We start from the raw sequence: 24840 nt of genomic DNA, 5'->3' as shown, positions 1-24840 counted from the left end.
GGTTCTGCATCGACGAATGAGGACGCTTGATCAAGGTGCGTTGCATTGCCGCGAAGTGGACCTGCGCCTGGCCGAGGATGGCCGTCATGTGGTGCTCAGTCGCTACGTGGAGTTGTTCAGCCAGGAGCACGGCAGTTGGTGCGCCATCCACCACCATCGGGTGTCACTGGTGGACATGGTTCGCTGGATGGTCGAGCACGGGGAACGGTGAGCTATTGACTGTCAAAACGCCAGTTTCTGCAGCCGTTTCGCGGTGAAACATTTCTACATAATTAGGCTTCAAGAATGGTTGTACGATGTCGTATGTAGTGTGTTCGACTGTGCTCCGTTTCTCACAAAAAAAATAACGGAGACTCCATCCATGTCGAGCATTCCTTCCGTCGAAGGCCAGGCTGCCGCGCCCGCGCAAGGCCGCTTTGTACGAATACTCAAGCTTCTGGGCCCCGGCATCATCGCGGTGCTTTCCTGGCTGGGCGCCGGTGACCTGATCACCTCGTCGGTGGCCGGTGCGAACTACGGCTACGCGATGATGTGGGTGCTGGCGGTGTCGCTGCTGCTCCGGTACCTGATCGTCAACATCATCGCGCGCTTCCAGCTCTGCAATAACCAGGGCATGACCATCCTGCAGGGCTATGCCCAGCTCAACCCGTTCTTCGCCTGGTTCCTGCTGGTCTACGCGCTGCTCATGGGGCATCTGATGAATGCCTACATGATCAAGGGCGCCGGTGAATCCCTGGCGATGCTGCTAAGGGTGGATTACCCGTTGCTGTGTTCGCTGGCGGTGGTGCTGGCGGTGTGGATGCTGGTGGGCCGCAATATCTATTCGATGATCGAAGGCGTGATGAAGGTGCTGCTGGCGATCATGACCTTGGCGTTCATCGCCCTGGCCGTGATGTCCGGGCCGGATGTCGTCGGTATCGTCAAAGGCACCATCGGCTTCAGTATTCCGCCCGATGAAGGCGTGCACGGTGCGTTGCTGGTGGCCGTCTCGGTGATCGGCGCGGTGGCCGGCTCCATCGCCAATTTCGTTCACCCGTATGTGATGCGGCAGAAGGGCTGGACCGGACCGGAACACAAGCGCATCCAGCGTAACGACCTGCTGTTTGCAGTGTTCGTCGGGATCATCATCAACCTGGCGATCTGGATCGTCGGTGCGGAAATCCTGCGGCCCAACGGCATCGAAGTGAATACCCTGAGTGACCTGGGCAAGGCCCTGGAAATCTTTTTCGGCCCCATCGGCTGGTACGTGTTCTTCATCGGCGTGTTCGCTACGCTGTTCGCCAGCATTTCCGGCAAGACCACGGCGTTCCCGATGCTCATTACCGATGCCTTCCAGCACGTCATGCCCCAGCGCCGCGAGCGTTACGGCAAAGAGTTCCACCATGACCCGATGCACAAGTGGTTCATGCTCTTTATCCTGGTTACGCCGTTGATCTGGTCGCTGCCCGGTATGCCCGATTTCGTCACCCTGACCATCGGTGTCAGCGCGCTGAACATCATCGGCCTGCCGGTCATTTCCCTGGGCCTGCTGATCATGTCCAACCAGAAGTCGTTGCTGGGCAAGGCGTACCGCAACAACCTGTTCGAGAACATCGCGCTGCTGTTTGCGACCGGCCTGGCGCTGTGGGTGGCGTTCCAACTGGGGGTCGACCTGTTCACCTGACGCCCGCCAGGCTCGGTTCGGCAGGGGGCTGCTAGACTTCATCGTCCAGTCCCCTTCCTGGAGAACCCGGATGAATAACAAGAACACGATTTGTCTCTGGTACGACGGCACTGCGCTGGAAGCGGCGCAGTTCTATGCAGCGACCTTCCCGGACAGCGCCGTGCGGGCCGTTCATCATGCGCCGGGCGACTTTCCCTCAGGCAAGCAGGGCGATGAATTGACGGTGGAGTTCACGGTGATGGGCATCCCTTGCCTGGGGTTGAACGGCGGTCCTTCGGTCAAGCATGGCATTGCCTTTTCCTTCCAGGTGGCAACCGACGACCAGGCGGAAACCGACCGTTACTGGAATGCGATCGTCAGTAACGGCGGCCAGGAAAACGCCTGCGGCTGGTGCACCGACAAGTGGGGCATCGCCTGGCAGATTACGCCTCGGGTGCTGAGCGAAGCGGTCACCCACTCTGATCAGACGGTCGCCAAGCGCGCCTTCGACGCGATGATGACGATGACCAAAATCGATATTGCCGCGATTGAAGCGGCGGTCAGAGGGTAAACGGCGGGGTTCAGTGCAAGCTGACCCGCCGCCTTCGCGAGCAGGCTCGCTCCCACAGTGGTTCTGCGCTGGACGTCCATCGGCGGCCCAGCCGAGATCCCGGTGGGAGCGGGCTTGCCCGCGAAGACGTCGGCACAATCAACATGGATGCAAGCTGACCCACCGCTATCGCGAGCAAGCTCGCTCCCACAGTGGTTCTGCGCTGGACGTCCATCGGCGGCCCAGCCGAGATCCCTGTGGGAGCGAGCTTGCCCGCGAAGACGTCGGCACAATCAACATGGATGCAAGCTGACCCACCGCTATCGCGAGCAAGCTCGCTCCCACAGTGGTTCTGCGCTGGACATCCATCGGCGGCCCAGCCGAGATCCCGGTGAGAGCGAGCCTGCTCGCGATGGCGGCGGCACAGTCAACACCCATGAATCAGCTGATCACTCCGGCAGCCGGGCGATCACCTTGATCTCGAACTGAAACCCATACAACCACGTCACACCCACCCCCGTCAGGGTTGGGTGCGGCGCATCGCCCCAGAATTCGGGTATCACTTTCCAGATGGTTTCGAAATTCGATTCAGGGTCGACGATGAAAAGGGTGACATCCACCACATCATCGAAGCTGCAACCGGCAGCGGCAAGAATCGCTTCCAGATTATTGAACGCCAACCGTACCTGGGCCTCCAGCCCCGGCTCCGGCGAGCCATCCTCGGTGCTGCCCACCTGCCCGGACACGAACAGGAAACCATTGGACCGAATGGCCGGCGAATAGCGATTGCGCTCATAAAGCGCCTGGCGTCCAGCGGGGAAAACAACGTCACGGGATCTCATAGGTAGCTCCATCAACGGGTCAAGATCGACCCGGAATCAACGATGACCACACTCTAGGGGCTTGTGCCTGGGCGATAAACGCGCAACCTTGGCGATCACTGTTTGTGAAACCCAAACAATCCGATGAGTACCCGAGGCCGCAATGGACCGTTTCGATGCGATGCAGGCGTTTGTGCGAGTGGTAGAGGCGGGCAGCTTCACCAAGGCGGCCGAAACGCTGCACATGAGCAAGACCACCGTGACCCAGCTGGTCCAGCAGCTCGAGGCACGCTTGCGGGTCAGGTTGCTCAACCGCACCACGCGCAAGGTCAACGTCACCGCCGACGGCGCGGTCTATTACGAACGGGTGATTCGTCTGCTGGCGGACATGGACGATGCCGAGACCAGCCTTGCCGGCGCACAAACGCTGCCCCGGGGGCGGCTGCGGGTGGACGTGCCGAGCCCGCTGGCCGCGATGATCCTGGTGCCGGCATTGCCGGCGTTTTATGAGCGCTACCCGGACATTCAGATCGACCTGGGCGTCAGTGATCGCATCGTCGACATCCTTGATGAAAACGTCGACTGCGTGGTGCGCGGCGGCGAGCTGACGGATCAGTCACTCATCGCCCGGCGCATCGGCGACCTGGCCCTGGGCATCTATGCGGCGCCGAGCTACCTGGCGCGCCACGGCACCCCGGACCATCCCCAGGCGCTGGAAGACACCCATCACCGTGTTGTCGGTTTCTTGTGGGCACGCACGCGCAAACCCATGCCTTATGCGATGCATCACCAGGGCGAACGTCTGCAGGTCAAGGGCCGCTACGCACTGGCCGTCGACGATGGCAACGCTTATATTGCGGCTGGCCTGGCGGGGCTGGGCGTGCTTTGGCTGCCCCGGTACATGTCCAGGCCATACGAGACGCAAGGCAGCCTCGTGCCCTTGTTCGAAGACTGGCGCATAGACCCGATGCCGCTCTACCTGGCCTATCCGCCGAACCGGCACATCAGCGCCAAGTTACGGGTGTTCATTGACTGGGTCGTGGCGCTGATGGCGTTGCATGCACCCGTTGTCGATCGGCATGATTGATGAACACTGATCGCATCCATTTACAAACCAGGGAAGCCCAATGATCGCCCAAGGATTCATGTCACTGCTTGACTACGCCCTGTATCTGACACCGGGCCTGGTGCTCTTCGGCCTCTGGTTCGGTCTGACGCCGAAGACCCAGACGGGCATGCGTATCCTGATTCTGGTGATGGCCTTCGTGCTGATGCGCGACGTGATGACGCCCCTGCGCCTGTGGTCCCTCGACAGCGATTTGCAGATCGGCTTTTTCGCCAACCCGTTCGTGCTGGCCATGCTGGGTGTATCGTCGCTGGTACTGGTCGCGCTGAGCGCCCGCTTTTTGCCAGACTTGTGGCAACTGGTGGTCTGGTCCAAGGGCAATCGGCTGGCAGGCCTGGCCGTGGGCGTTGCCGTGGGCTGCGTGATCGGTCTGCCGCTGCGGCTTCATCAAGCGGTTGATGCGACGACATTGCCAGGCTATTGGACATGGTTGCCAGGCATGGTGGTGCTGGCCTATGGCGCCAATACGCTGGAAGAAGTGTTGTTGCGCGGCTTCCTCCAGGGCCATCTCGAACGGCATGTCAGCGCTTTGCGAGCGGCGCTGATCAGCGGCGTGACATTCGCGGCGTGCCATGGGTTTCTCGCGTTGAGCGTGACTCAACTCGGCTGGCCGGTCTTGCTCTTCACGTTGATTGAAGGGCTGGCCTGCGGGTTGGTGCGCATGCGCTACGGGGTGGTAGCGTCAATCGCGACCCATGGGACCGCGATATTGCTGATGGCGGTGCCGATGGCGGGCCATGGATGAACTAAACCAAGGCTGGGCAGGGCGGTCGAAGCGGTAAGTCGACCACCTTGACCGCGAGGAGACACACCATGGACCGATTCACCGGCGGATGCCTGTGCGGCAACGTGCGCATCGAAGCCTCGGGGCGCCCCTATCGGGTCGGCCTTTGCCACTGCCTCGATTGTCGCAAACACCACGGCGCGCTGTTCTTTGCGGCGGCCATGTTCCCCGAGACTGCCGTCATCATCGAGGGCGAAACCCGGGACTACGCCGGACGCTTTTTCTGCCCCCGTTGCGGCTCGTCGGTGTTCACCCGCAGCGGTGACGAAATTGAAGTGCACCTGGGTTCCCTGGATGCCCCGGACCAACTGATACCCACGTACGAGTGCTGGACCCGTCGGCGCGAGGGCTGGTTGCCGCCGTTCGCGCACATGAAACAGTACGAAGGTGACCGTGAAGGCACGGATCGGTCCGAGTAGGGCGATCAACCAAACCCGATAATTGCCTTGGTCTCCAGGTATTCCTCGAACCCATGGACGCCATACTCTCGCCCATTTCCAGAGCGCTTGTACCCACCGAACGGCGCCATCGGGTTCCACGCCGGGTAGTTCAACAGCACCTGACCGGAGCGGATACGTGACGCCACGCTGCGCGCCAGCTCAAGGTCCTGTCCTTGCACATGGGCGCTGAGTCCATAGACGGTGTCGTTGGCGATGGCGATGGCTTCCTCCACCGTGTCATACGGGATAAGGCACAGCACCGGCCCGAAGATTTCTTCCTGGGCGATGCGCATGGCGCTGTCCACGTTCGAGAAAACCGTTGGTTGGGTGTAGAAGCCCTTGGCAAAGCCCTGCACCCGCCCGGGGCCGCCGCACACCCGTTTCGCGCCTTCAGCCAGGCCCGCTTCAATCATCGCCTGCACCCGGATGAACTGGGCTTCGTTAGCGATGGGACCGAGTACGGTTTCCTCTGATTGCGGGTCGCCGACAATGATCGCGTTGGCCGTTGCGGCGGCCAGCGCTTCGACTTCAGCCAGGCGGTTGCGCGGCACGATCATCCGGGTCGGCGCGCTGCACGATTGGCCAACGTTGCGGAACGCCGACATCACGCCCAGCGGCACGGCCTTGGCGAAGTCGGCGTCGGGCAGCAGCACGTTCGGCGACTTCCCCCCCAATTCCTGGGTGACACGTTTCACCGTCGGGGCGGCGGCCTGGGCCACCAGCGCGCCCGCACGGTTCGAGCCGGTGATGGAAATCATGTCGATATCGTGATGCGCCGCCATGGCCGCGCCGACGTCGGCGCCGCTGCCGTTCACCAGGTTGAAGACGCCCGCAGGCAGGCCTGCGTCATGCACCAGTTGCGCGAAGAGCAGGGCGCTCAGCGGTGACAGTTCGCTGGGCTTGAGCACCACCGTGCAGCCGGCGGCAATCGCCGGGGCGACTTTGGCGGTGATCTGATACAGCGGCCAGTTCCAGGGCGTGATAAGGCCGCAGACGCCGATGGGTTCGCGGTCGATGGCGGTGCCGTTCTCGACCTTGCGAAACGCATAGGTGGACAGCAGGTCACGGGCCACCCGCACGTGTTCGGCGGCCAGCGGCACTTGCATGGCCCGGGCAAAACCGATGGCCGCGCCCATTTCCAGCGAGAGCGCCTGGGCCAGTTGCTCTTTGCGTTCAAGGATCAGCTCATGGATTTTTCCAAGGATCGAGACGCGAACATCTACCGGGGTGGCGGACCAACCCGCAAACGCTGCACGCGCCGCGGCTACCGCCCGGTCGACATCCTCGCTGGAGCCTCGGGCGACCTCGGCGACCACCTCCTCGGTGGCCGGGTTGACCACCGGCAGCGTCGCCGGATGCGCTGGAAACGACCAGTCGCCATTGATATAGAACTGCCCATAGGTCAGCGGGCTATTTGAAGTTTGGGTGGTCATCCAACGGGCTCCCATGCAGCGTGATGCGATGGCCGGCAGCAGTTCCTGATGCCGTTTCTGTTCAATAAATTATCAAAGGCATCTCGTTGACGTGTGCCGTTGTTGCGCCTGGTAAAGGAGAATCTGCTGTATATGCCGGGCCGACTTTGCAAACGTAGCGGCGCAGGTCTCACGGTGCTGATCAACTGGGCCATGACGCCGCCATCGCGAGCAGGCTCGCTCCCACAGGATTTTTGCTCGAATCACACATTCGGTGTGCACGCCGAACCTTGTGGGAGCGAGCTTGCTCGCGAAGACGTCGGCCCATTCAACACAAAAGCTGAAGCTACCCCATTAGGGCATAGATTCTGCCGCAAACACCTCCCCATAGCCCTGTCCGGCGCACCATAACTGCCCGCAAACCCCAGGAACACGGGCGCAGCGCCCACGCCTGGAGCGTCCCGCAAAGTCTGCTGAGCGAGTGCCGCAAAACGGTGGTTTGTACCAAGCGGTCGGTATTTTTAACGATTTATCCACGGTCTCATGGTGTTGTAATGAAAACGTGATGCAGCGTTGCAGCGGTGCTTCACGAGCGGCATCAATGTTTGCCACGTCATGCCTTCAACTACGATCAGGACCGCACTCATGAGCTTTCTTCGTCCCAAGTACATCACCTTCGACTGCTACGGCACGCTGACCAATTTCCAGATGGGCACCATGACGCGCGAGCTGTTCGCCGATCGTGTCGACGCCGGGCAGATGGACCAGTTTGTCAAGGACTTCTCCGCTTATCGCCTGGACCAGGTGATGGGTGACTGGCGGCCCTATGATGAAATCATCAAGACGTCGCTGATGCGGGTCTGCAAGCGCTGGGGTGTCGAATACCGCGGCGAAGGCCAGCTCTATTACGACGCCGTTCCAACCTGGGGCCCCCACGCCGACGTACCGGCAGGCCTGTCGAAAATTGCCGACAAGATCCCCCTGGTGATTTTTTCCAACGCGATGGACGAGCAGATCATGTCCAACGTCGACAAGCTCGGCGCGCCGTTCCATAAAGTCTTCACTGCCCAGCAGGCCCAGGCCTACAAACCGCGCCTGGCCGCTTTCGAATTCATGCTCGATAACCTCGGCTGCGGGCCGGAGGACGTGCTGCATGTGTCGTCGAGCTTCCGTTACGACCTGATGTCGGCCCACGACATGAAAATCAAGAACAAGGCCTTCGTCGCCCGGGGTCACGAGCAGCCGGCCAATGCCATCTATGGCTACCACCAGATCCCGGATATCGGCGGCTTGGCTGGTTTGGTCGGGCTCTGAGTCCGGGCGCACTCTTCAAGGTGAAAGGGGTTAGACATGGGCAGTGAGTCCTATTGGCTCGATACCGCACCGGCCTTCACCGGTGCCCAGCTTGGCGGGTTGCCCGGGCAGGTCGATGTCGCCATCGTCGGTGGCGGTTTTACCGGCCTGGCGGCGGCCCGCGCCCTGGCTTTGAAGGGCGCCAGCGTGGCGGTGCTGGAAGCGGGACGGGTGCTTGGCGAGGCATCGGGGCGCAATGGCGGGCATTGCAGCACGGGTGTCGCCCAGGACTACGTGGCCCTTACCGCCAGCCTTGGCGCCGATAAAGCGCGAGCTTATTACCAGGCCTACGAAAGCGCCGTGCAGAGCGTCGTCGCGCTGGTGGAGCAGGAGGGGATTGCCTGCGACCTCAAGCGCAACGGCAAGCTCAAGCTGGCCGCCAAGCCGATGCACTACGAAGGGTTGGCGCGCACCTGTGAGCTGATCCGCAAGGAGGTCGATGCACAGGTGGAGCTGCTGTCGGCCCAAGAGACCCGGACGGAAGTCAATTCCAGCCAGTTCCACGGCGGCCTGCTGCAGCGCAATGGTGTGCAGATGCACGTCGGGCGCTTCGGCGTCGGCTTGGCCGAGGCGGCGGCGCGTCACGGCGCGTTGATCTTCCAGGGCACCACGGTAAAAGACTGGAAGGCCAGCGCGGGCGGCTATCAGGTCAACACCAGCAAAGGCACGCTGCACGCCTCGCAAGTGCTGCTGGCGACCGGTGCAAGCCAGCAGGGCGACCTGGGCTGGTATCGGCGGCGGATCGTGCCGGTGGGCAGCTTCGTGGTGGCCACCGAAGTATTGCCGGACGCCTTGATCGACAGCTTGCTGCCGGCTCGGCGCTCCTACGTCACCAGCCGGATGATCGGTAATTACTTCCGACTGACCCCGGACAACCGCCTGCTGTTTGGCGGCCGTGCGCGGTTTGCCATGTCCGACAGCGTTTCCGACGCCAAGAGCGGCAAGGTGCTGCAAGCGGCGATGGTGCAGATGTTCCCGCAGTTGGCGAACACCAGAATCGATTATTGCTGGGGCGGCCTGGTGGACATGACGTCCGATCGTTTACCCCGGGCCGGCCAGCATGGCGGGGTTTTCCACTCCATGGGCTACAGCGGCCATGGCGTGCAGATGTCGGTGCACATGGGCCAGGTCATGGCCGAGGTCATGGCGGGCAAGGTCGAGGCCAACCCCTGGCGCGAACTCGACTGGCCGGCCATTCCCGGGCACTTCGGCAAGCCCTGGTTCCTGCCGCTGGTGGGTGCGTACTACCGCCTGCAGGATTACCTGCACTGAGTTTCATGAAGTTGTTTGGCGTTTCAACCCGTTGCGTTAACCGTGCGCAATCGAGCCCAACCATTTTCCGAAAGGTAGAACAGACATGAGTGACGATAAAAACGGCATCAAAGACCAGTTGGTCACCGGTACAGAAAGTCTGCGTGTTTTCGAAGGGCTCAACCGCGGCATGTCCCGCCGCCATGCCTTGCAAATGCTCGGGGTGGCGGGCGTGGCAGCAGCGGGCGCCGGCAGCCTGTTCGGCGCCGCCGGCAAGTTGTTCGCCGATGAAGAGGCCAGCCCCGGCAAAGGCAAGCCTGGCGGGCGCATCCGCGTCGCCGGTATCTCCAGCTCCACCGCCGACACCCTGGACCCGGCCAAGGGCTCGTCGTCCACCGACTACGTGCGTCATTACATGTTCTACAACGGCCTGACCCGTTTCGACAGCCACATGGTGCCGCAACTGGAACTGGCCGAGCGCATCGACACCACCGACGCGACGCTCTGGGTGATTACCCTGCGCAAGGAAGTCACGTTCCACAACGGCAAGGCGCTGACAGCCGCCGACGTGGTGTTCTCGCTGCTGCGCCATAAGGACCCGATCACCGGGTCCAAGGTCTTGCCGCTGGCGGGGCAGTTCGACGAGGTCAAGGCCAACGGCACCCATGAGGTGCAGATACGCCTGAGCGGCCCGAACGCTGAACTGCCGTCGATCCTTGCCATTTCCCACCTGCTGATCGTGCCCGAAGGCACCAGTGACTTCAGCCAGGGCATCGGCACCGGGCCGTTCAAGGTCAAGGAGTTCAAGCCGGGCGTCCGTTCGATCGGGGTACGCAATCCCAACTACTGGAAGCCGGGCCTGCCGTACCTGGACGAGATCGAGTTCATCGGCATCGGCGACGAGCCGTCACGGGTCAATGCACTGCTCTCGGGCGATATGCAAATCATCAACGAAGTGAACCCGCGCTCGACCACCCGCATCAAGGACAGCGCCAGGCATCGGGTCGTGGACTCGCCGTCGGGCAACTACACCGACCTGATCATCCGCCAGGACCAGATGCCCGGCCAGAGCGCGGAATTTACCGAGGCCATGAAGCTGCTGCTGGACCGGGAACAGGTGAAGTCGGCAATCTTCCGTGGCTTCGCCCGGGTCGGCAACGACCACCCGATTGCCCCCGGTGCGCGTTTCTACAATGCCGACCTGCCGCAACGGACCTACGACCCGGAAAAGGCCCGTTTCCTGCTGAAGAAAGCCGGGATGGAAAGCATCAGCATGCCGCTGATGTGCTCGCCGGCCGCCACCGGTTCGGTGGATGTCGCGGTGCTGCTGCAACAATCGGCCAAGGAGGCCGGGCTCAAGCTCAACGTCAACCGCCTGCCGAGCGACGGCTACTGGTCCAACCACTGGGCCAAGCACCCGCTGAGCTTCGGCAACATCAACCCGCGACCGAACGCCGACATGATCTTCTCGCAGTTCTTCCAGTCGACCGCGCCCTGGAACGAATCCGCCTGGAAGAACCCGCAGTTCGACCAGTTGCTGGTGCAGGCGCGGGGTGAAACCGACGAGGCCAAGCGCGGCAAGATGTACGCGGACATGCAAACCCTGGTGCATGACCACGCCGGCATCGGCATCCCGGTGTTCATCAGCAACATCGATGGCGTCGACCAGCGCGTCAAAGGCTATGGCACCAACCCGCTGGGCGGTTTCATGGGCTACATGTTCTCCGAGCAAGTCTGGCTGGATGCTTGATGAGCATTGTCTGGCTGCGTGACATGGCACGAGGAGTAGGCTGATGAATAGCAACACACTGTGGTTGATCGGTCGGCGCCTGGGCGCCGCGATCGTGACGCTGTTGATCGTCTCGATGGTGGTCTTCGCCATTACGGCGGTGTTGCCGGGCGATGCGGCGCAACAGTCCCTGGGCCAGTTCGCCACGCCTGAACAGGTCGCGGCCCTGCGGGCGAAAATGGGGCTCGATCAGCCCGGTGTGTTGCGCTACCTGCACTGGTTGATGAGCTTGCTTGGTGGCGACATGGGCGTCTCGGTGTCCAATGCCGTGCCGGTCACCGAGCTGATGGCGGGCAGGGTACCGAACACGCTGATGCTGGCCGCCACCACGGCGCTCGTTTCGGTGCCCGTGGCCTTGATCCTCGGCATTGGTTCGGCGATGGGCCGGGGTGGGCGCATCGACGGCTTCGTGAGTTTCTTTACCCTGATGATGGTGGCGGTCCCGGAGTTCCTGGTCGCCACCCTGGCGGTGCTGATTTTCGCAGTGAACCTGGGCTGGCTTTCCGCGCTGTCCTACGCCAGCGAGATCACCTCACCGCTGCAGTTCATGCGCACCTATGCCTTGCCGGTCATGACGCTGTGCTGCGTGATCGTCGCGCAGATGGCGCGCATGACCCGGGCAGCGGTCATTGATCAACTCGACAGTCCTTATGTGGAAATGGCCCGTCTCAAAGGCGTGAGCCCGGTGCGGGTGGTGCTGCGCCACGCCTTGCCCAACGCCATCGGGCCGATTGCCAACGCCATCGCCTTGAGCCTCTCCTACCTGCTGGGCGGGGTGGTGATTGTCGAGACGATTTTCAACTACCCCGGCATTGCCAGCCTGATGGTCGATGCCGTGACCAACCGCGACATGGCGCTGGTCCAGGCCTGCACCATGCTGTTCTGCACGGCGTACCTGATGTTGGTGCTGATTGCCGATCTGTGCGCGATCCTTTCCAATCCGAGGCTGAGAAATCAATGAACAATCCCATTGTGAAATCTCCGACGGCGGCGGTCGCACTGGCATTGGGCAAGGACGCTCATGCTTCGTCCTGGCTGGGGCTGATCGGCGCCGCGATGTGTGCGATCTGGTTGCTGGTGGCGATCTTCGGCCCATGGCTGGCGCCGCACCCGGTGGGGGAAGTGGTCTCTGACAATGTCTTTGACAGCCTCAGCGCCGTCTACCCGTTGGGCACCGATTACCTGGGGCGCGACATGCTCAGCCGCATTCTGGTGGGCGCGCGGCTGACGGTTGGCCTGGCGTTGGTGGCGGCGGTCCTGTCCAGTGGGCTTGGAACAACTTGTGCACTGCTGTCGGTGGTCTCGCCCAAGTGGCTGGACGAACTGATCAGCCGCCTGATGGACGCGTTCATTTCGATTCCGAGCAAGATGCTGGCGCTGATCATGGTCTCGGCGTTCGGCTCGTCGGTGACGCTGCTGGTGTGCACGGCGGTGCTGAGCTACACACCGGGCGCGTTCCGTATCGCGCGCAGCATGGCGGTGAACATCGAGGCGCTGGAATACGTGCAAGTGGCCCGCACCCGAGGCGAGCGTCGACTGTACATCGCCTGCGTGGAAATCCTGCCGAACATGCTCAACCCGGTGCTGGCGGACCTGGGGTTGCGCTTCGGTTTCATCGTGCTGCTGCTCAGCGGCATGAGCTTCCTGGGGCTGGGCGTGCAACCGCCGGACGCCGACCTGGGTTCGCTGGTGCGCGAAAACATCGGCGGCCTCAACCAGGGCGCGCCGGCCGTGGTGATCCCGGCGTTGGCCATCGGCACGCTGACCATTGGCGTCAATCTGTTTATCGACCGCCTGTCTTCGCGGCGCAACCGACGTTCAGGAGGCCATTGAAATGAGCGAATTGATCCGAGTCGAAAACCTGCGGGTGGTCGCCGGTGGCGAGCGCGGCGAAGTGGAGATCGTCAAGGGTGTGAGCTTCGCCCTGGAAAAAGGCGAAGTGCTGGCGCTGATCGGCGAGTCCGGTTCCGGCAAGACCACCATCGCCCTGGCGCTGCTCGGCTATGCCCGGCGCGGTTGTCGCCTGGCCGGCGGGGTGGTGCGGGTCGGTGAGCACGACATGCTCGCGTTGAGCGAGGGCGAGCTGCAACGCTTGCGCGGCAACCGTGTCTCGTACATTGCCCAAAGCGCCGCCGCCGCGTTCAACCCGGCGAAAAGGCTCCTCGACCAGGTGGTGGAAGGCGCGCTGATTCATGGCCTGGGCAGCCGGGCCGTGCTCGAAGCCAAGGCCATCGAACTGTTCCGCGACCTGGCGCTGCCGAACCCCGAGCGTATCGGCCAACGCTATCCTCACCAGGTGTCCGGCGGACAACTGCAACGGGTCATGGCTGCCATGGCGCTGATCAGCGATCCGTTGCTGGTGATACTTGATGAGCCCACCACGGCCCTCGATGTCACCACCCAGATCGACGTGTTGCGCGCCTTCAAGCGCGTGGTCCGCGAGCGTGGCGCGACGGCGGTCTACGTGTCCCATGACCTGGCCGTCGTGGCGCAGATGGCCGACCAGATCGTGGTGCTCAACGGCGGCCAGATCTTCGAACACAGCGCCACCGCGCCGCTGCTCAAGGGCCCGACCCACGCCTACACCCGCAGCCTGCTGGCGGCGGCCCGGCCGGACACGACCATTCGCCCGCCCTGCGGTGTCGCTGAAGACACGCCGCTGCTGACCATCCAGGGTCTGACCGCCGGCTATGGCAACAAGGACAAACTGGGCATGCCGACGATCCGGGTGCTGGAACAGATCGACCTGACGGTGCGCCGAGGCCAGGCCATCGGGGTGATTGGTGAGTCCGGCTCGGGCAAATCGACCCTGGCGCGGGTGGTGGCGGGGCTGTTGCCGCCGGCCCTCGGCGGGCTGACGTTTGACGGGCAGCCCCTGGGCGGCAGCCTGTCGGAGCGCACCGATGAACAGTTCCGACGCATCCAGATGGTGTTCCAGAACGCCGACACCGCGCTCAACCCGATGCACAGCATCAGCACCATCCTCAGCCGGCCGTTGAAGATGTACTTCGGCCTCAAGGGCGCGCCGCTGCGCGAGCGTATCGGTGAGTTGCTGGACCTGGTGCGGCTGCCCCGGGACATGGCCGAGCGGCGCCCGAGCGAACTCTCCGGCGGCCAGAAACAGCGGGTCAACCTGGCCCGGGCATTGGCCGCCAAACCGGACCTGATCCTCTGCGATGAAGTGACCTCGGCCCTCGACACCGTGGTCGGCGCGGCGATTCTCGAACTGCTGCGCGACCTGCGCCAGCAGCTGGGGGTGTCCTACCTGTTCATCAGCCACGACATTTCCACGGTGCGGGCGCTGTGCGACGACATCGTGGTGATGTACAGCGGCCACAAGATCCAGGCCGGCGCCCGCCAATCGTTCGCCCAAGCGCCGTTTCATCCCTACACCGACCTGTTGATCCACTCGGTACCGGAAATGCGCCAGGGCTGGCTGGAAAGTTGCGGGGCGACCACGTGCGCCACGCTGCCAGCGTTGGGCGCAAAAGCCGATGTTCCGGGCCTTTGCACCTTCCTCAATCGCTGCCCGGTGCGGGTCGATGGCCTGTGTAACCACCGCGCGCCGCCACGGCACGTCATTGACGGCGGCAGCGAGATCCTCTGTCACCACGACAGTGGCGAGCTGCTCAGGCGCCAACAGGATTCAAACAGCATGATCGTGGGAGCTTACGCATGAGTGCGCGTTTCGTCAGGCTGGCCGAACAGGGCCGGCCGATCGTCAGGTTGAAAGTCGATGGTGAACCCATCGAAGCGTTGCAGGGCGACACGCTGATGGTCGCCTTGCTGACCCACGGCCCGGCCCTGCGCCAGTCGGAGTTCGATCCGGGCAGCCGGGCCGGTTTCTGCCTGATGGGCGCCTGCCAGGATTGCTGGGTCTGGACCCGCAGCGGCGAGCGCCTGCGCGCCTGCTCCAACGAAGTTCGCGAAGGATTGGACATCATCACCCAACAACCGGAGGCGATATGGCCACTGCGCGGGTAGTTATCGTGGGCGCTGGGCCGGCCGGCGTCCGGTGTGCCCAGACGCTGGTGGCGGCGGGCTTCAGACCGATCCTGATCGACGAGAACCGTCGCGATGGCGGGCAGATCTACCGTCGCCAGCCGCAAGGGTTCACCCGCAGTTACGCGACGCTGTACGGCACCGAGGCGGACAAGGCCCGTGACCTTCACGAGAGCTTCGAACACCTGCGCGCGCAGATCGACTACCGCCCCGACACCCTGGTCTGGAACCTGACACCCGGCCAGTTGTGTTGCGTCAGCCAGGGTGAGCATTCGACGGTGGATTACGACGCGCTGATCCTGTGCACCGGCGCCACCGACCGCTTGATGCCGATCAAGGGCTGGCAACTGGGCGGCACCTACAGCCTCGGCGGGGCGCAGATCGCCTTGAAGGCCCAGGCGGTGTCCATCGGTCACCGCGTGGTGTTCATGGGCAGCGGGCCGTTGCTGTACCTCGTCGCCAGCCAGTACCTCAAGGCCGGCGCCAACGTGGCGGCGGTGCTCGACACCTCGCCGCTGGGCAAGCGCATCAAGGCCTTGCCCAAGCTCATGGCGCGCCCGCGATTGCTGTTTACCGGCATGAAACTGTTGGCGCAGTTGCGCCAGGCCAAGGTCCCGGTGCACCTGGGCATTTCGCCGTTGCAGGTGCTGGGTGAGGCAGACAGTGGCGTCAGCGGCGTGCAGGTACAGACCGCGCGGGGTGAAACCTTGACGGTGGCGTGCGATGCCGTGGCGCTGGGTTATCACCTGCGCCCGGAAACCCAACTGGCCGATCTGGCCGGTTGTCTGTTGCGTTTTGACGAGGCGTCCAGCCAATGGCTGCTCGCTACTGATGACGCGGGCCGGACCTCGGTCAGCGGGATCTATGCCGCCGGCGATGGCGCGAAGATCCGTGGCGCCGATGCGGCCGAGTGCGCCGGGCGCCTGGCGGCCCTGGCGCTGTTGCAGGACTTGCAGCAGCCGGTGGACGCCGCGCAGGTTGCCGAACAGCATCGTGCGCTCAAGTTGATGGATGAATTTCGCGTCGGCCTGGCCCAGGCATTTCCCTGGCCGGCCGAACAAGCCAAGGCCTTGCCGGACGACGCCATCGTCTGTCGCTGCGAAATGATCAGCGCCGGCGAGCTGCGCCGCACCGTCAGCGAGAAGGGCGCTTGTGAAGTCAACCGGGCCAAGGCCTTCAGCCGGGTCGGCATGGGCCGCTGCCAGGGGCGTTATTGCGCCCAGGCCGGGGCCGAAGTGATTGCTGCCGCGGCGGGCATCCACGTGCAGGAAGTGGGCCGCCAGCGCGGCCAGGCGCCAGTCAAACCGCTTTCAATGCTCACCCGGGAGGTGACGCCATGACGATGAATAAAGCCGACGTGGTGATTGTCGGCGGTGGCCTGATGGGTTCGGCGGCAGCGTTCTTCCTGCGCCAACGCGGGCGATCGGTGATCCTGCTGGAGCGTGACCAGATCGGCCAGTACGCCAGCGGCGTGAACTTTGGCAACGTGCGGCGCCAGGGACGTTTTCTCGGCCAACTGGAACTGGCGAACCGTTCCTGGGCGTTGTGGAAGCGCCTGCCAGAGTTGATCGACGACGACCTGGAATTCATCGCCAGCGGGCACATGCGCGTGTGTTATCGCGAGGATGAGATTGCCGAGCTTGAGGCGTACGCGGCAGCGCCGGAAGCGGCGCAGTTGGACTTGAAAATCTACCGTGGCGCCGAGCTGCACGAACGCTTTCCGTTTCTGGGCAAGGACGTGAAAGGCGGCTCCTATGCGCCTCACGACGGTCACGCCAACCCGCGTCTGGCGGCGCCGGCGTTCGCCCGGGCGGCCCGGCGGCTGGGCGCACGCATTGAGGAAAAGACCGAAGTGGCCGAGGTGCAGAAGGTCGGTGACGGTTTCAGCATCACCACCACCGACGGTCGCCAGTTCAGCGCCGCGCAGTTGTTGATCACCGCCGGCGCCTGGGGCGAGAAACTGTCGGCGCAGTTCGGCGAGCCGGTCCCGCTGGAGACCAACGGCCCGCAGATGGCCGTCACTGAACCGGTGCCGTATGCCTTGCCGACGGTGATCGGGGTGTACACCAAAATCCCTGAAGAGGTGATCTATTTCCGCCAGATTCCCCGGGGCAACATCATCATCGGCGGCGGTTATCGCAGCAAGCCGGACATGCTCAATCGCCGGGCCTACGTCGAGCCGCGCAGCATCCTCAACCAGCTGGATCAGATGCGGCGCCTGGTGCCGGGGATCGGCAACCTCAACATCATCCGGGTCTGGAGCGGCATCGAAGGCTATCTGTCCGATTCGCTGCCGGTGATGGGCCCCAGTGGCACCGTCGACGGCCTGTTCTATGCGTTCGGCTTCAGCGGCCATGGTTTTCAGCTCGGTCCGGGCGTCGGCGACGTCATGGCCGAACTGATCAGCACCGGCAGCACCCGCACGTCCATCGAGCCGTTCTCCATTCGCCGGTTCGCCCCTTCAGCCGAGCAACGGAGCAAGGCCTCATGAAACCCCGGGTACTCGCCATCCTCGAACGCCTGCTGGCCTTTGATACGGTCTCTTCGGAGTCGAACCTGGCCCTGATCGAGTACGTGCGCGAACTGCTGCTGAGCCAGGGCATCGAGTCGCTGATCGTCAAGGATGAAACGGGCAGGAAAGCCAACCTGTTCGCCAGCACCGGGCCACGGGAACTGCCTGGAATCCTGCTGTCCGGCCACACCGACGTGGTGCCGGCGGCGGGGCAGGCCTGGACGGTGCCGGCATTCCAGGCGACGTTGCAAGACGGCAGGATCTATGGCCGTGGCAGTTGCGACATGAAGGGCTTCATTGCCCTGGCGATCGACGCCATGCTCGACGCCGCCGATCACTCGCTGAGCCGGCCGTTGCAGCTGGCGCTGTCCCACGATGAAGAGATCGGTTGCGTGGGGGTGCGTCGCTTGCTCGACGTCCTGCACCTGGCGCCGGTGCGGCCGTTCCTCTGCGTGATCGGCGAGCCGACCAACATGCAGTTCGTGCTCGGCCACAAGGGCAAGGGTTCGTACCGTACCTATTGCCGAGGCCTGGAAGCGCACTCGTCACTGGCGCCGCGCTCGGTCAATGCGATCCACGTGGCCTGCGACTTCATCGCCACGTTGCGCCAGAGCCAGCAGCAGTTGCAGGAACAAGGCGCCCAGGACGCAGACTACGACGTGCCCTACAGCACCGTCCACGTCGGGCAGATTGTCGGCGGCAAGGCGCTGAACATCGTGCCGAACCTGTGCACCCTGGATTTCGAAGTGCGCAACCTGCCGGCCGATGACCTGGAGCAGTTCCTGGAGCAACTGCGCGAGCGTGCCGAAGTGATCGTGGCGCAGGCGAGGAAGCTTTCCAGCGTGGCGGCCATCGAGATCGACACCTTGAACGTCTACCCGGGCCTGGACACCCACCCGAGCGTCGAGGCCGTGCGCTTCTTGAAAAACTTCGCCGCCCCGGACACCGGCACCGCCAAGGTCTCCTTCGGCACCGAGGGCGGCCTGTTCAAGCAGCGCCTGGACGTTCCGGTGGTGGTCTGCGGCCCGGGCTCGATCGAACAGGCGCACAAGCCCGATGAGTTCATCGAGGTCAGCCAGATGGAGGCGGGCGAGCGGTTTCTGGAAGGGTTGCTGGGTTCTTTGAAGCTGTAGCCAACAGTCCAATCACCCCAGTTCTCTGTGGGAGCGAGCCTGCTCGCGATTGCGATTTTCCTTCGAAATAGATGCTGGCTGACCCACCGCTATCGCGAGCAGGCTCGCTCCCACAGGGTAGTGCGGTGATCCTGTAACCGCGGTAGAGCCTGCCGTCCCAGCGCAAATTTCAGCATCCAACGCTGCCCGAAAATCCCCTTTCAGCATCCTGCTCCGTGGCATCTCCCTAGACTGGAATTACCTCGGAACAGGACACGACCATGCTCAAGAATCGCCTGAAAGACCCCAGCCTGCTGGTAGAACTCGCCTACGTCGACGGTCAGTGGGCTGGCGCTGATGATGCCGCCACCCTCGACGTCCTCGACCCTTCCAGCGGCCGATGCCTGGCTCGCGTCCCGGCGATGCAGGGCGCTGAAACCCGACGCGCCATCGAGGCCGCGGAGCGCGCCTGGCCGGCCTGGCGTGCGCGTCCGGCCGCCGAGCGGGCGGTGCTGCTGGAGCGTTGGTATCAAGCCATGATCGACAATCTCGACGACCTGGCGCTGATCATGACCTGTGAGCAGGGCAAACCGTTGAGCGAAGCCAAAGGCGAGATTCGCTACGGCGCCAGTTTCGTCAAATGGTTTGCCGAAGAAGCCCGGCGGGTGTACGGCGAAACCATCCCGACGCCCAGTGGCGACCGGCGCCTGCTTACGCTCAAGCAACCGGTGGGCGTCTGCGCGGCCATCACACCCTGGAACTTCCCCAACGCGATGATCACCCGTAAATGCGCGCCGGCCTTGGCGGCGGGGTGCCCGGTGATCGTCAAGCCCTCGGACCTGACCCCGTTGTCGGCCCTGGCCCTGGCGGTGCTGGCCGAGCGAGTCGGGATTCCGGCCGGGGTGTTCAACGTCGTCACCGGCTTGCCGGCAGGCATTGGCGAAGAGCTGACCGGCAACCCGAGCGTGCGCAAGATTTCCTTTACCGGTTCAACCGCCGTCGGCCGGTTGCTGATGCGCCAGAGCGCCGAGCACATCAAACGCTTGAGCCTGGAGCTGGGCGGCAATGCCCCGTTCATCGTCTTCGACGACGCGGACCTGGAACAGGCCGTGGCCGGCATCATGCTCAGCAAGTTTCGCAACGCCGGCCAGACCTGCGTCTGCGCCAACCGCATCCTGGTGCAGGACGGCATCTACGAGCGTTTCGCCGCGCGCCTGGTGGAGGAGGTGGGCAAGCTCAAGGTTGGCAACGGTCTGGAGGCTGACGTGACGATCGGCCCGCTGATCAACCCGGCGGCGGTGAGCAAAGTCGCCCGGCACATCGACGATGCATTAAGCCAGGGCGCTCGTCTGCTGTGTGGCGGCCTGCCTGACGGCGACAGCCAGTTCGTCCAGCCGACGGTGCTCGGCGAGGCCCATGCCGGCATGCTGCTCGCCAGCGAAGAAACCTTCGGCCCGGTGGCGCCCTTGATGCGCTTCAGCACTGAGGAAGAAGCCCTGCCTCTGGCCAACGCGACGCCGTATGGCCTGGGGGCGTACTACTTCACCCAGGACTTGCGTCGTTCATGGCGGGTGGGCGAGGCGCTGGAGTTCGGCATGGTCGGTCTCAACACCGGGATTATTTCCATGGAAGTCGCGCCGTTCGGTGGCATCAAGCAGTCGGGCCTGGGGCGCGAAGGCAGCAAATATGGCCTGGATGAATACCTTGAAGTCAAAGCCTTCCACATCGGTGGGCTGTGAGCCGGTCATTGTTCGAACAACTTTTGCGGAGCCACGATTGATGAGTAAACCATTTCGAATCGCCGCCATTGCCGGCGATGGCATCGGCAAGGAAGTCCTGCCGGAAGGGCTGCGGGTGCTGGAACAGGCGGCGAAAAAGTGGCAGTTGGCGCTGAGCATCGAAGTGCTCGACTGGGCGCATTGCGATTACTACCTGGAGCATGGGCAGATGATGCCCGCCGACTGGTTCGAGCAGCTCAAGGGCTTTGATGCGATCTACTTCGGCGCCGTCGGTTGGCCGGACAAGGTCCCGGATCATATTTCCCTGTGGGGCTCGTTGCTCAAGTTCCGTCGTGACTTCGACCAGTACGTGAACATCCGTCCGGTGCGACTGTTTCCCGGCGTGCCGTGCCCGTTGGCCGGGCGCGAAGCCGGGGACATCGACTTCGTGGTGATTCGCGAGAACACCGAGGGCGAATATTCTTCCGTCGGCGGCAAGATGTTCGAAGGCACCGAGCATGAATTCGTGCTTCAGGAGTCGGTGTTCACCCGCCGTGGCGTCGACCGGATTCTCAAGTTCGCCTTCGAGCTGGCCCAGACGCGGCCGCGCAAACGCCTGACGGCAGCCACCAAGTCCAACGGCATCTCCATCAGCATGCCGTACTGGGATGAGCGTACGGCGCTGATGGCCGAGCAGTACCCGCAAGTGCAATGGGACAAGCAGCACATCGACATTCTCTGTGCGCGTTTCGTTTTGCAGCCGGACCGTTTCGATGTGGTGGTGGCGTCCAACCTGTTCGGCGACATCCTCTCCGACCTGGGCCCGGCCTGTGCCGGCACCATCGGCATCGCGCCGTCGGCCAACCTCGACCCGCAACGGCGCTTTCCATCATTGTTCGAACCGGTGCACGGCTCGGCCCCGGACATCTATGGGCAGAACATCGCCAACCCGATCGCGATGATCTGGTCCGGTGCCTTGATGCTCGACTTCCTCGGCAACGGCGATGAACGCTATCGCGCAGCCCATGACGGCATTCTCAAGGCCATCGAACAGGTGATCGCCGAAGGCCCCATCACCCCCGACCTGGGCGGCATGGGCTCGACCCAGGACGTCGGCAGGGCGATTGCCGAAGCGCTCTGGATTTAGTTTCACCCGCAACACTTTGCCCGCTCACACTGCGGGCTTTTTTTTGCGGTTTTAAAAGGTGATCGCAGGGTCCCATCCACCGGAACCTCCCTGTGGGAGCGAGCCTGCTCGCGATGGCGGTGGATCAGTTGGCGGTTATGTTGACTATGAGGCCGCTATCGCGAGCCTGCTCGCGATAGCAATCTGGCTGACTCAACCCAACCTATTTGACGACATAAACCTTGCGCACATACACGCTGCTCTTCCAGGCGCACGGCGCATCCAATGGCACGAACACCGTATCACCGGTGTTGACCGTCAACTCGCTGCCATCGGCTGCCTGGAGGGTGACGCTGCCTTCGAGCAGGTGCATCAGCTCATGCAGTTTGTGCGGTCGTGACCGGCGGGTGTAGGGCGTCGAATCCCAGATGCCGATGCGCAGGTCGGTGGCTTGCTCGACGAACAGATTGTGCGAGCGGCATTGCGGCGGCGCACTGAGCAGGATCTCCGCATCAGGTGCCGCCGAAGGCGAGAGCAGGGTGTGGGCGGGCAGCGCCGTGAGCCCGGGAACACGCGATTCGACAACCTGCGCGTCGGCACAAAATGCCCAGAGCGACCCTGGCTGCGCCTCCAGCTCAAGCGCCGTACCCCGGCCAATCACCGCACTTTCACCGGGCTTGAGCGCCAGGGTTTGCGCCTGGCTGCGCAGCGTGACAGCACCGGCATGCACCACGATCGTCTCATTGAACGGATAATCCTCGACGTTGAACCGACCGCTCGCCCGGACCACACCGGCGGCAATGCCGTCCGCCCCGGTGTAGGCAATCAGCCTATCGAACGGATCGTTGGCTCCTAGTGAGCCCTCGGTGAACGGGGTCGAGGCGAGACGGCCATCGGCGTGGGCCAGCAGCACTGCAGTGGGTTCGAGCATGAAGAGGATTCTCCGGGGAAACGTTGGTAAGGAAAGGGGATTTGTCAGCCAATGGCCTGGGTCACCAGGGCGAACTGTCGTACGGCGCTGCTGGCGTGTGGGGGCGTGCCGCGGGCCATCTGGGCGACGGTGTCGACTTGCTTGAGTCCGGCCTCTTCGAGCCAGGGTGCCAAGCCGGTATTGGAAGGAATATCGATGCGAACAAATGCGTCCGGCACCTGGGCCAGTAGCTCGGCGATCAAGTGCCGGGCCTGCTCGGCGGTTTGGGCAACGACCGGGCCTATGCATCGACCACGGCCAAACGGGCGCAGCAGGGCGAACGCGCACAATTGACCGTCGCGTTCGATGCCCACTGAACGCTCAACGACGTCAAACAGATCATTGAGCACGGCTTCCCGATCCAGCCCGCTGCCGGCGTAGGCCAGTTGGATCAACTGCGCGTTGTCGGCATCGGCCAGCGCACGGCATCGTTCGCCCGCCGCCAATGGCTGCGCGGCAGGCGCCACCGCTTGGCCCTGATGTTGCTGGACATGCCCAAAGTCAACGAACCCCTGGCTGGCATACAGCGGTGCGCCGGCCAGCGTGGCGTTGAGGATGGCCGTCCGCGAGCCGCACGCCTCGATCGCCAATTCCATCAGCTTGCGCCCGATGCCCTGGCCCTGATATTCGTCACTGACAATCACCAGGCCGATGGTGGCATGGCTGCCCTGCGGGCAGGTGAAAGCGCTACCGATCAAACGGCCCTGGTCTTCCACGACAAAACCCTGGGCGACCCGCTGCAACATGGCCCAGTCTTCCAGGCGATGGGGCCATTTCAGCTGTACAGACAGGTCATGCGCCGCAGGCACATCGGCGACCGTCATGGAACGATATAAATAAGTGGGGCGCTGCAAAGTAGACATGGCGGGTCACCATTGAAGAGGTGCTTGAAGGGTGCGGATCTATCCGCTGAAGGTGCTTGTATCTCACCTGCGACAGGACCTGACAAGCGCCTGGAATGGATTCGGCAGGTTAGATAAGCGGTCGCTTTGCCGGCCACATTTCTTGCTCAAATGATGGGCCGGCCCAGCAGTAAATACCGGGCCGTTTTTCATGGCGGATCGATGTCAGTCAGCCTGTGGAGCAAAGCTTGCTCGCGATAGGGCAGGTCAGTCGACAATGGTATTGGCCGGTGACGCCGCTATCGCGAGCAAGCTTTGCTCCCACAGATTTGTGCCGCGCGGCCCTGGCGGATTGGCGTTCCGCGACTTGGCCGTCAGTAACTGCGCTGCCGATCCACCAACCCCAGCATCGATTCGCCGCGTTGATGCCGACGGATGTTCTCCAGCAGCACGCCAAAGGCGCTCTCGGGCTGGGTCATGGCGGCGATGTGTGGCGTCAGCAGGATCTGCGGGTGGTGCCAGAACGGATGGTCCGGCAGGGCTGGTTCCTGCTCCAGCACGTCGAGCACCGCCGCGCTCAATTGGCCGCTCGCCAGCGCCTCGAGCAGGTCCGCCTCGACCAGGTGCCCACCCCGACCCATATTGACCAGCGCCGCACCCTGGGGCAGGTGCCGGAACAATTCACGGTTGAGGATGCCCTGGGTCTGCCCGGTCAGTGGCAGCACGCACAATACGATGTCGCATTGGCTGAGGAAGGCCGGCAGCTGCTCGGAGCCGGCGTAGCACTGCACGCCGTCGATGTGGTGCTCGCTGCGGGCCCAGCCCGACAAGGCGAACCCAAAGGGCTGCAAGGTGCGCAGTATCTGCCGGGCCTGCAGCCCCAGCCCCATGACGCCCACCCGACGCTTTTGCGCAGGCATCAATCGATGCGCCTGCCAGCGCCGTTCGACCTGTTGCTGACGATAGAGCAGCATGTCCCGATGCAGGCTGAGCACGGCGAAACTGGCGTATTCGCACATGCCCTGGCTGATGCCCGGATCAAGCAGGCGCACCACCGGCAGCGTCGCTGGCAACCGACTGAGGTCGAGTTGATCGACCCCGGCCGACAAGGCGAACAGGACTTGCAGGTTCGGCAGCACCGTCTCGATGTCGTCCGGTGCCTGCCAGGCCGCCAGGTAGCGAATCTGCCGTGGGTCGCCGAGCTCTGGCCAGGCACGCCATTCGATATCCGGTGCGTGTTCGGCGAACAACCGTTGCCAGTGTTCGCCCCTTACCGGGTCAGCTTTGTAGAGCAGGGCCATGGAATGTTCTCGGCTTAAATCAAGGAGTGTCCAGCATGCCTCAACGGCAAAGCAGGATCTGTCGAAAGGACCGGCTGCAGAACCCTGTG

The 24840-nt window shown here is 63.3% G+C and carries 23 protein-coding genes; 18 read left to right on the top strand and 5 right to left on the bottom strand.

Annotation, left to right across the window (positions count from 1 at the left end; genetic code table 11):
• The first annotated feature begins 16 nt into the window (after positions 1-16).
• From J7E36_RS09155 to J7E36_RS09145, 3 genes are all read left to right on the top strand, one after another.
• Positions 17-211, top strand: coding sequence for a hypothetical protein (locus J7E36_RS09155; protein ID WP_331275380.1), 195 nt, complete (start codon positions 17-19; stop codon positions 209-211).
• 150 nt (positions 212-361) lie between these two features.
• The gene (locus tag J7E36_RS09150; protein WP_215002042.1) at positions 362-1663 is read left to right on the top strand and encodes an Nramp family divalent metal transporter; all 1302 of its coding nucleotides are present in this window, start codon (positions 362-364) and stop codon (positions 1661-1663) included.
• Positions 1664-1733: 70 nt separating this feature from the next.
• Positions 1734-2213, top strand: coding sequence for a VOC family protein (locus J7E36_RS09145; protein ID WP_215002040.1), 480 nt, complete (start codon positions 1734-1736; stop codon positions 2211-2213).
• A 428-nt stretch (positions 2214-2641) separates the two neighbouring features.
• Here J7E36_RS09145 and J7E36_RS09140 read toward each other — a convergent pair whose 3' ends face one another.
• Positions 2642-3034 carry a RidA family protein gene (locus tag J7E36_RS09140; RefSeq protein WP_215002038.1) on the bottom strand — a complete coding sequence of 131 codons (393 nt, stop codon included), beginning with the start codon at positions 3032-3034 and terminating at the stop codon, positions 2642-2644.
• A gap of 142 nt (positions 3035-3176) precedes the next feature.
• Here J7E36_RS09140 and J7E36_RS09135 point away from each other — a divergent pair, with 142 nt between their 5' ends.
• The 3 genes from J7E36_RS09135 (at position 3177) to J7E36_RS09125 (ending at position 5342) form a co-directional block, all read left to right on the top strand.
• Entirely contained in the window at positions 3177-4100 is a 924-nt protein-coding gene (locus J7E36_RS09135; protein WP_215002036.1) for a LysR family transcriptional regulator, read from the top strand.
• Positions 4101-4140: 40 nt separating this feature from the next.
• Positions 4141-4884: a CPBP family intramembrane glutamic endopeptidase gene (locus J7E36_RS09130; protein WP_215002034.1), complete on the top strand. Its 744-nt coding sequence runs from the start codon at positions 4141-4143 to the stop codon at positions 4882-4884.
• A 68-nt stretch (positions 4885-4952) separates the two neighbouring features.
• On the top strand, positions 4953-5342 hold the full coding sequence (locus tag J7E36_RS09125) for a GFA family protein (protein WP_215002032.1): 390 nt from the start codon (positions 4953-4955) through the stop codon (positions 5340-5342).
• Between the two features lie 5 nt (positions 5343-5347).
• Here J7E36_RS09125 and J7E36_RS09120 read toward each other — a convergent pair whose 3' ends face one another.
• The gene (locus J7E36_RS09120) at positions 5348-6796 is read right to left on the bottom strand and encodes an aldehyde dehydrogenase family protein (protein ID WP_215002030.1); all 1449 of its coding nucleotides are present in this window, start codon (positions 6794-6796) and stop codon (positions 5348-5350) included.
• Between the two features lie 624 nt (positions 6797-7420).
• Here J7E36_RS09120 and J7E36_RS09115 point away from each other — a divergent pair.
• The 12 genes from J7E36_RS09115 to J7E36_RS09060 all read left to right on the top strand — a co-directional run bounded on the left by J7E36_RS09115 (position 7421) and on the right by J7E36_RS09060 (position 21659).
• Entirely contained in the window at positions 7421-8089 is a 669-nt protein-coding gene (locus J7E36_RS09115) for a haloacid dehalogenase type II (RefSeq protein WP_215002028.1), read from the top strand.
• 36 nt (positions 8090-8125) lie between these two features.
• A complete protein-coding gene (locus J7E36_RS09110) occupies positions 8126-9400 on the top strand; it encodes an NAD(P)/FAD-dependent oxidoreductase (protein WP_215002026.1) in 1275 nt (424 codons plus the stop codon).
• Between the two features lie 85 nt (positions 9401-9485).
• Positions 9486-11129, top strand: coding sequence for an ABC transporter substrate-binding protein (locus tag J7E36_RS09105; RefSeq protein ID WP_215002024.1), 1644 nt, complete (start codon positions 9486-9488; stop codon positions 11127-11129).
• Between the two features lie 43 nt (positions 11130-11172).
• Positions 11173-12129 (top strand): ABC transporter permease, encoded by a 957-nt coding sequence (locus J7E36_RS09100; protein WP_215002022.1) that lies wholly within the window; start codon positions 11173-11175, stop codon positions 12127-12129.
• Entirely contained in the window at positions 12126-13001 is an 876-nt protein-coding gene (locus J7E36_RS09095) for an ABC transporter permease (RefSeq protein WP_215002020.1), read from the top strand. Before J7E36_RS09100 ends, J7E36_RS09095 begins: the two co-directional genes overlap by 4 nt.
• A 1-nt stretch (position 13002) precedes the next feature.
• Positions 13003-14847: an ABC transporter ATP-binding protein gene (locus J7E36_RS09090; RefSeq protein WP_215002018.1), complete on the top strand. Its 1845-nt coding sequence runs from the start codon at positions 13003-13005 to the stop codon at positions 14845-14847.
• Positions 14844-15152, top strand: a complete 309-nt coding sequence (locus tag J7E36_RS09085) for a (2Fe-2S)-binding protein (protein WP_215002016.1) — start codon at positions 14844-14846, stop codon at positions 15150-15152. Before J7E36_RS09090 ends, J7E36_RS09085 begins: the two co-directional genes overlap by 4 nt.
• On the top strand, positions 15134-16510 hold the full coding sequence (locus tag J7E36_RS09080; protein WP_215002014.1) for an NAD(P)/FAD-dependent oxidoreductase: 1377 nt from the start codon (positions 15134-15136) through the stop codon (positions 16508-16510). Before J7E36_RS09085 ends, J7E36_RS09080 begins: the two co-directional genes overlap by 19 nt.
• Entirely contained in the window at positions 16507-17661 is a 1155-nt protein-coding gene (locus J7E36_RS09075) for an NAD(P)/FAD-dependent oxidoreductase (RefSeq protein ID WP_215002012.1), read from the top strand. The genes J7E36_RS09080 and J7E36_RS09075 overlap by 4 nt, the downstream gene beginning before the upstream one ends.
• Positions 17658-18815 carry an acetylornithine deacetylase gene (argE, locus tag J7E36_RS09070; protein WP_215002010.1) on the top strand — a complete coding sequence of 386 codons (1158 nt, stop codon included), beginning with the start codon at positions 17658-17660 and terminating at the stop codon, positions 18813-18815. Before J7E36_RS09075 ends, argE begins: the two co-directional genes overlap by 4 nt.
• Positions 18816-19075: 260 nt before the next feature.
• A complete protein-coding gene (locus J7E36_RS09065; protein WP_215002007.1) occupies positions 19076-20533 on the top strand; it encodes an NAD-dependent succinate-semialdehyde dehydrogenase in 1458 nt (485 codons plus the stop codon).
• A 40-nt stretch (positions 20534-20573) separates the two neighbouring features.
• Complete coding sequence (locus J7E36_RS09060) at positions 20574-21659, top strand: tartrate dehydrogenase (protein ID WP_215002005.1); 1086 nt, start codon at positions 20574-20576, stop codon at positions 21657-21659.
• 202 nt (positions 21660-21861) lie between these two features.
• Here the strand turns inward: J7E36_RS09060 and J7E36_RS09055 are convergent, their stop codons facing one another.
• The 3 genes from J7E36_RS09055 to J7E36_RS09045 all read right to left on the bottom strand — a co-directional run bounded on the left by J7E36_RS09055 (position 21862) and on the right by J7E36_RS09045 (position 24751).
• On the bottom strand, positions 21862-22569 hold the full coding sequence (locus J7E36_RS09055) for a cupin domain-containing protein (protein ID WP_215002003.1): 708 nt from the start codon (positions 22567-22569) through the stop codon (positions 21862-21864).
• Positions 22570-22613: 44 nt separating this feature from the next.
• Positions 22614-23471 carry a GNAT family N-acetyltransferase gene (locus J7E36_RS09050; protein ID WP_215002000.1) on the bottom strand — a complete coding sequence of 286 codons (858 nt, stop codon included), beginning with the start codon at positions 23469-23471 and terminating at the stop codon, positions 22614-22616.
• A gap of 353 nt (positions 23472-23824) precedes the next feature.
• Entirely contained in the window at positions 23825-24751 is a 927-nt protein-coding gene (locus tag J7E36_RS09045; protein ID WP_215001999.1) for a 2-hydroxyacid dehydrogenase, read from the bottom strand.
• Positions 24752-24840: the final 89 nt, after the last annotated feature.

It is taken from the genome of Pseudomonas fluorescens, from assembly GCF_018614775.1.
Classification (GTDB): Bacteria; Pseudomonadota; Gammaproteobacteria; order Pseudomonadales; family Pseudomonadaceae; genus Aquipseudomonas; species Aquipseudomonas fluorescens_BY.
The sequence above is the reverse complement of the archived record's forward strand: the minus strand, read 5'-3'. Positions and strand labels throughout refer to the sequence as shown.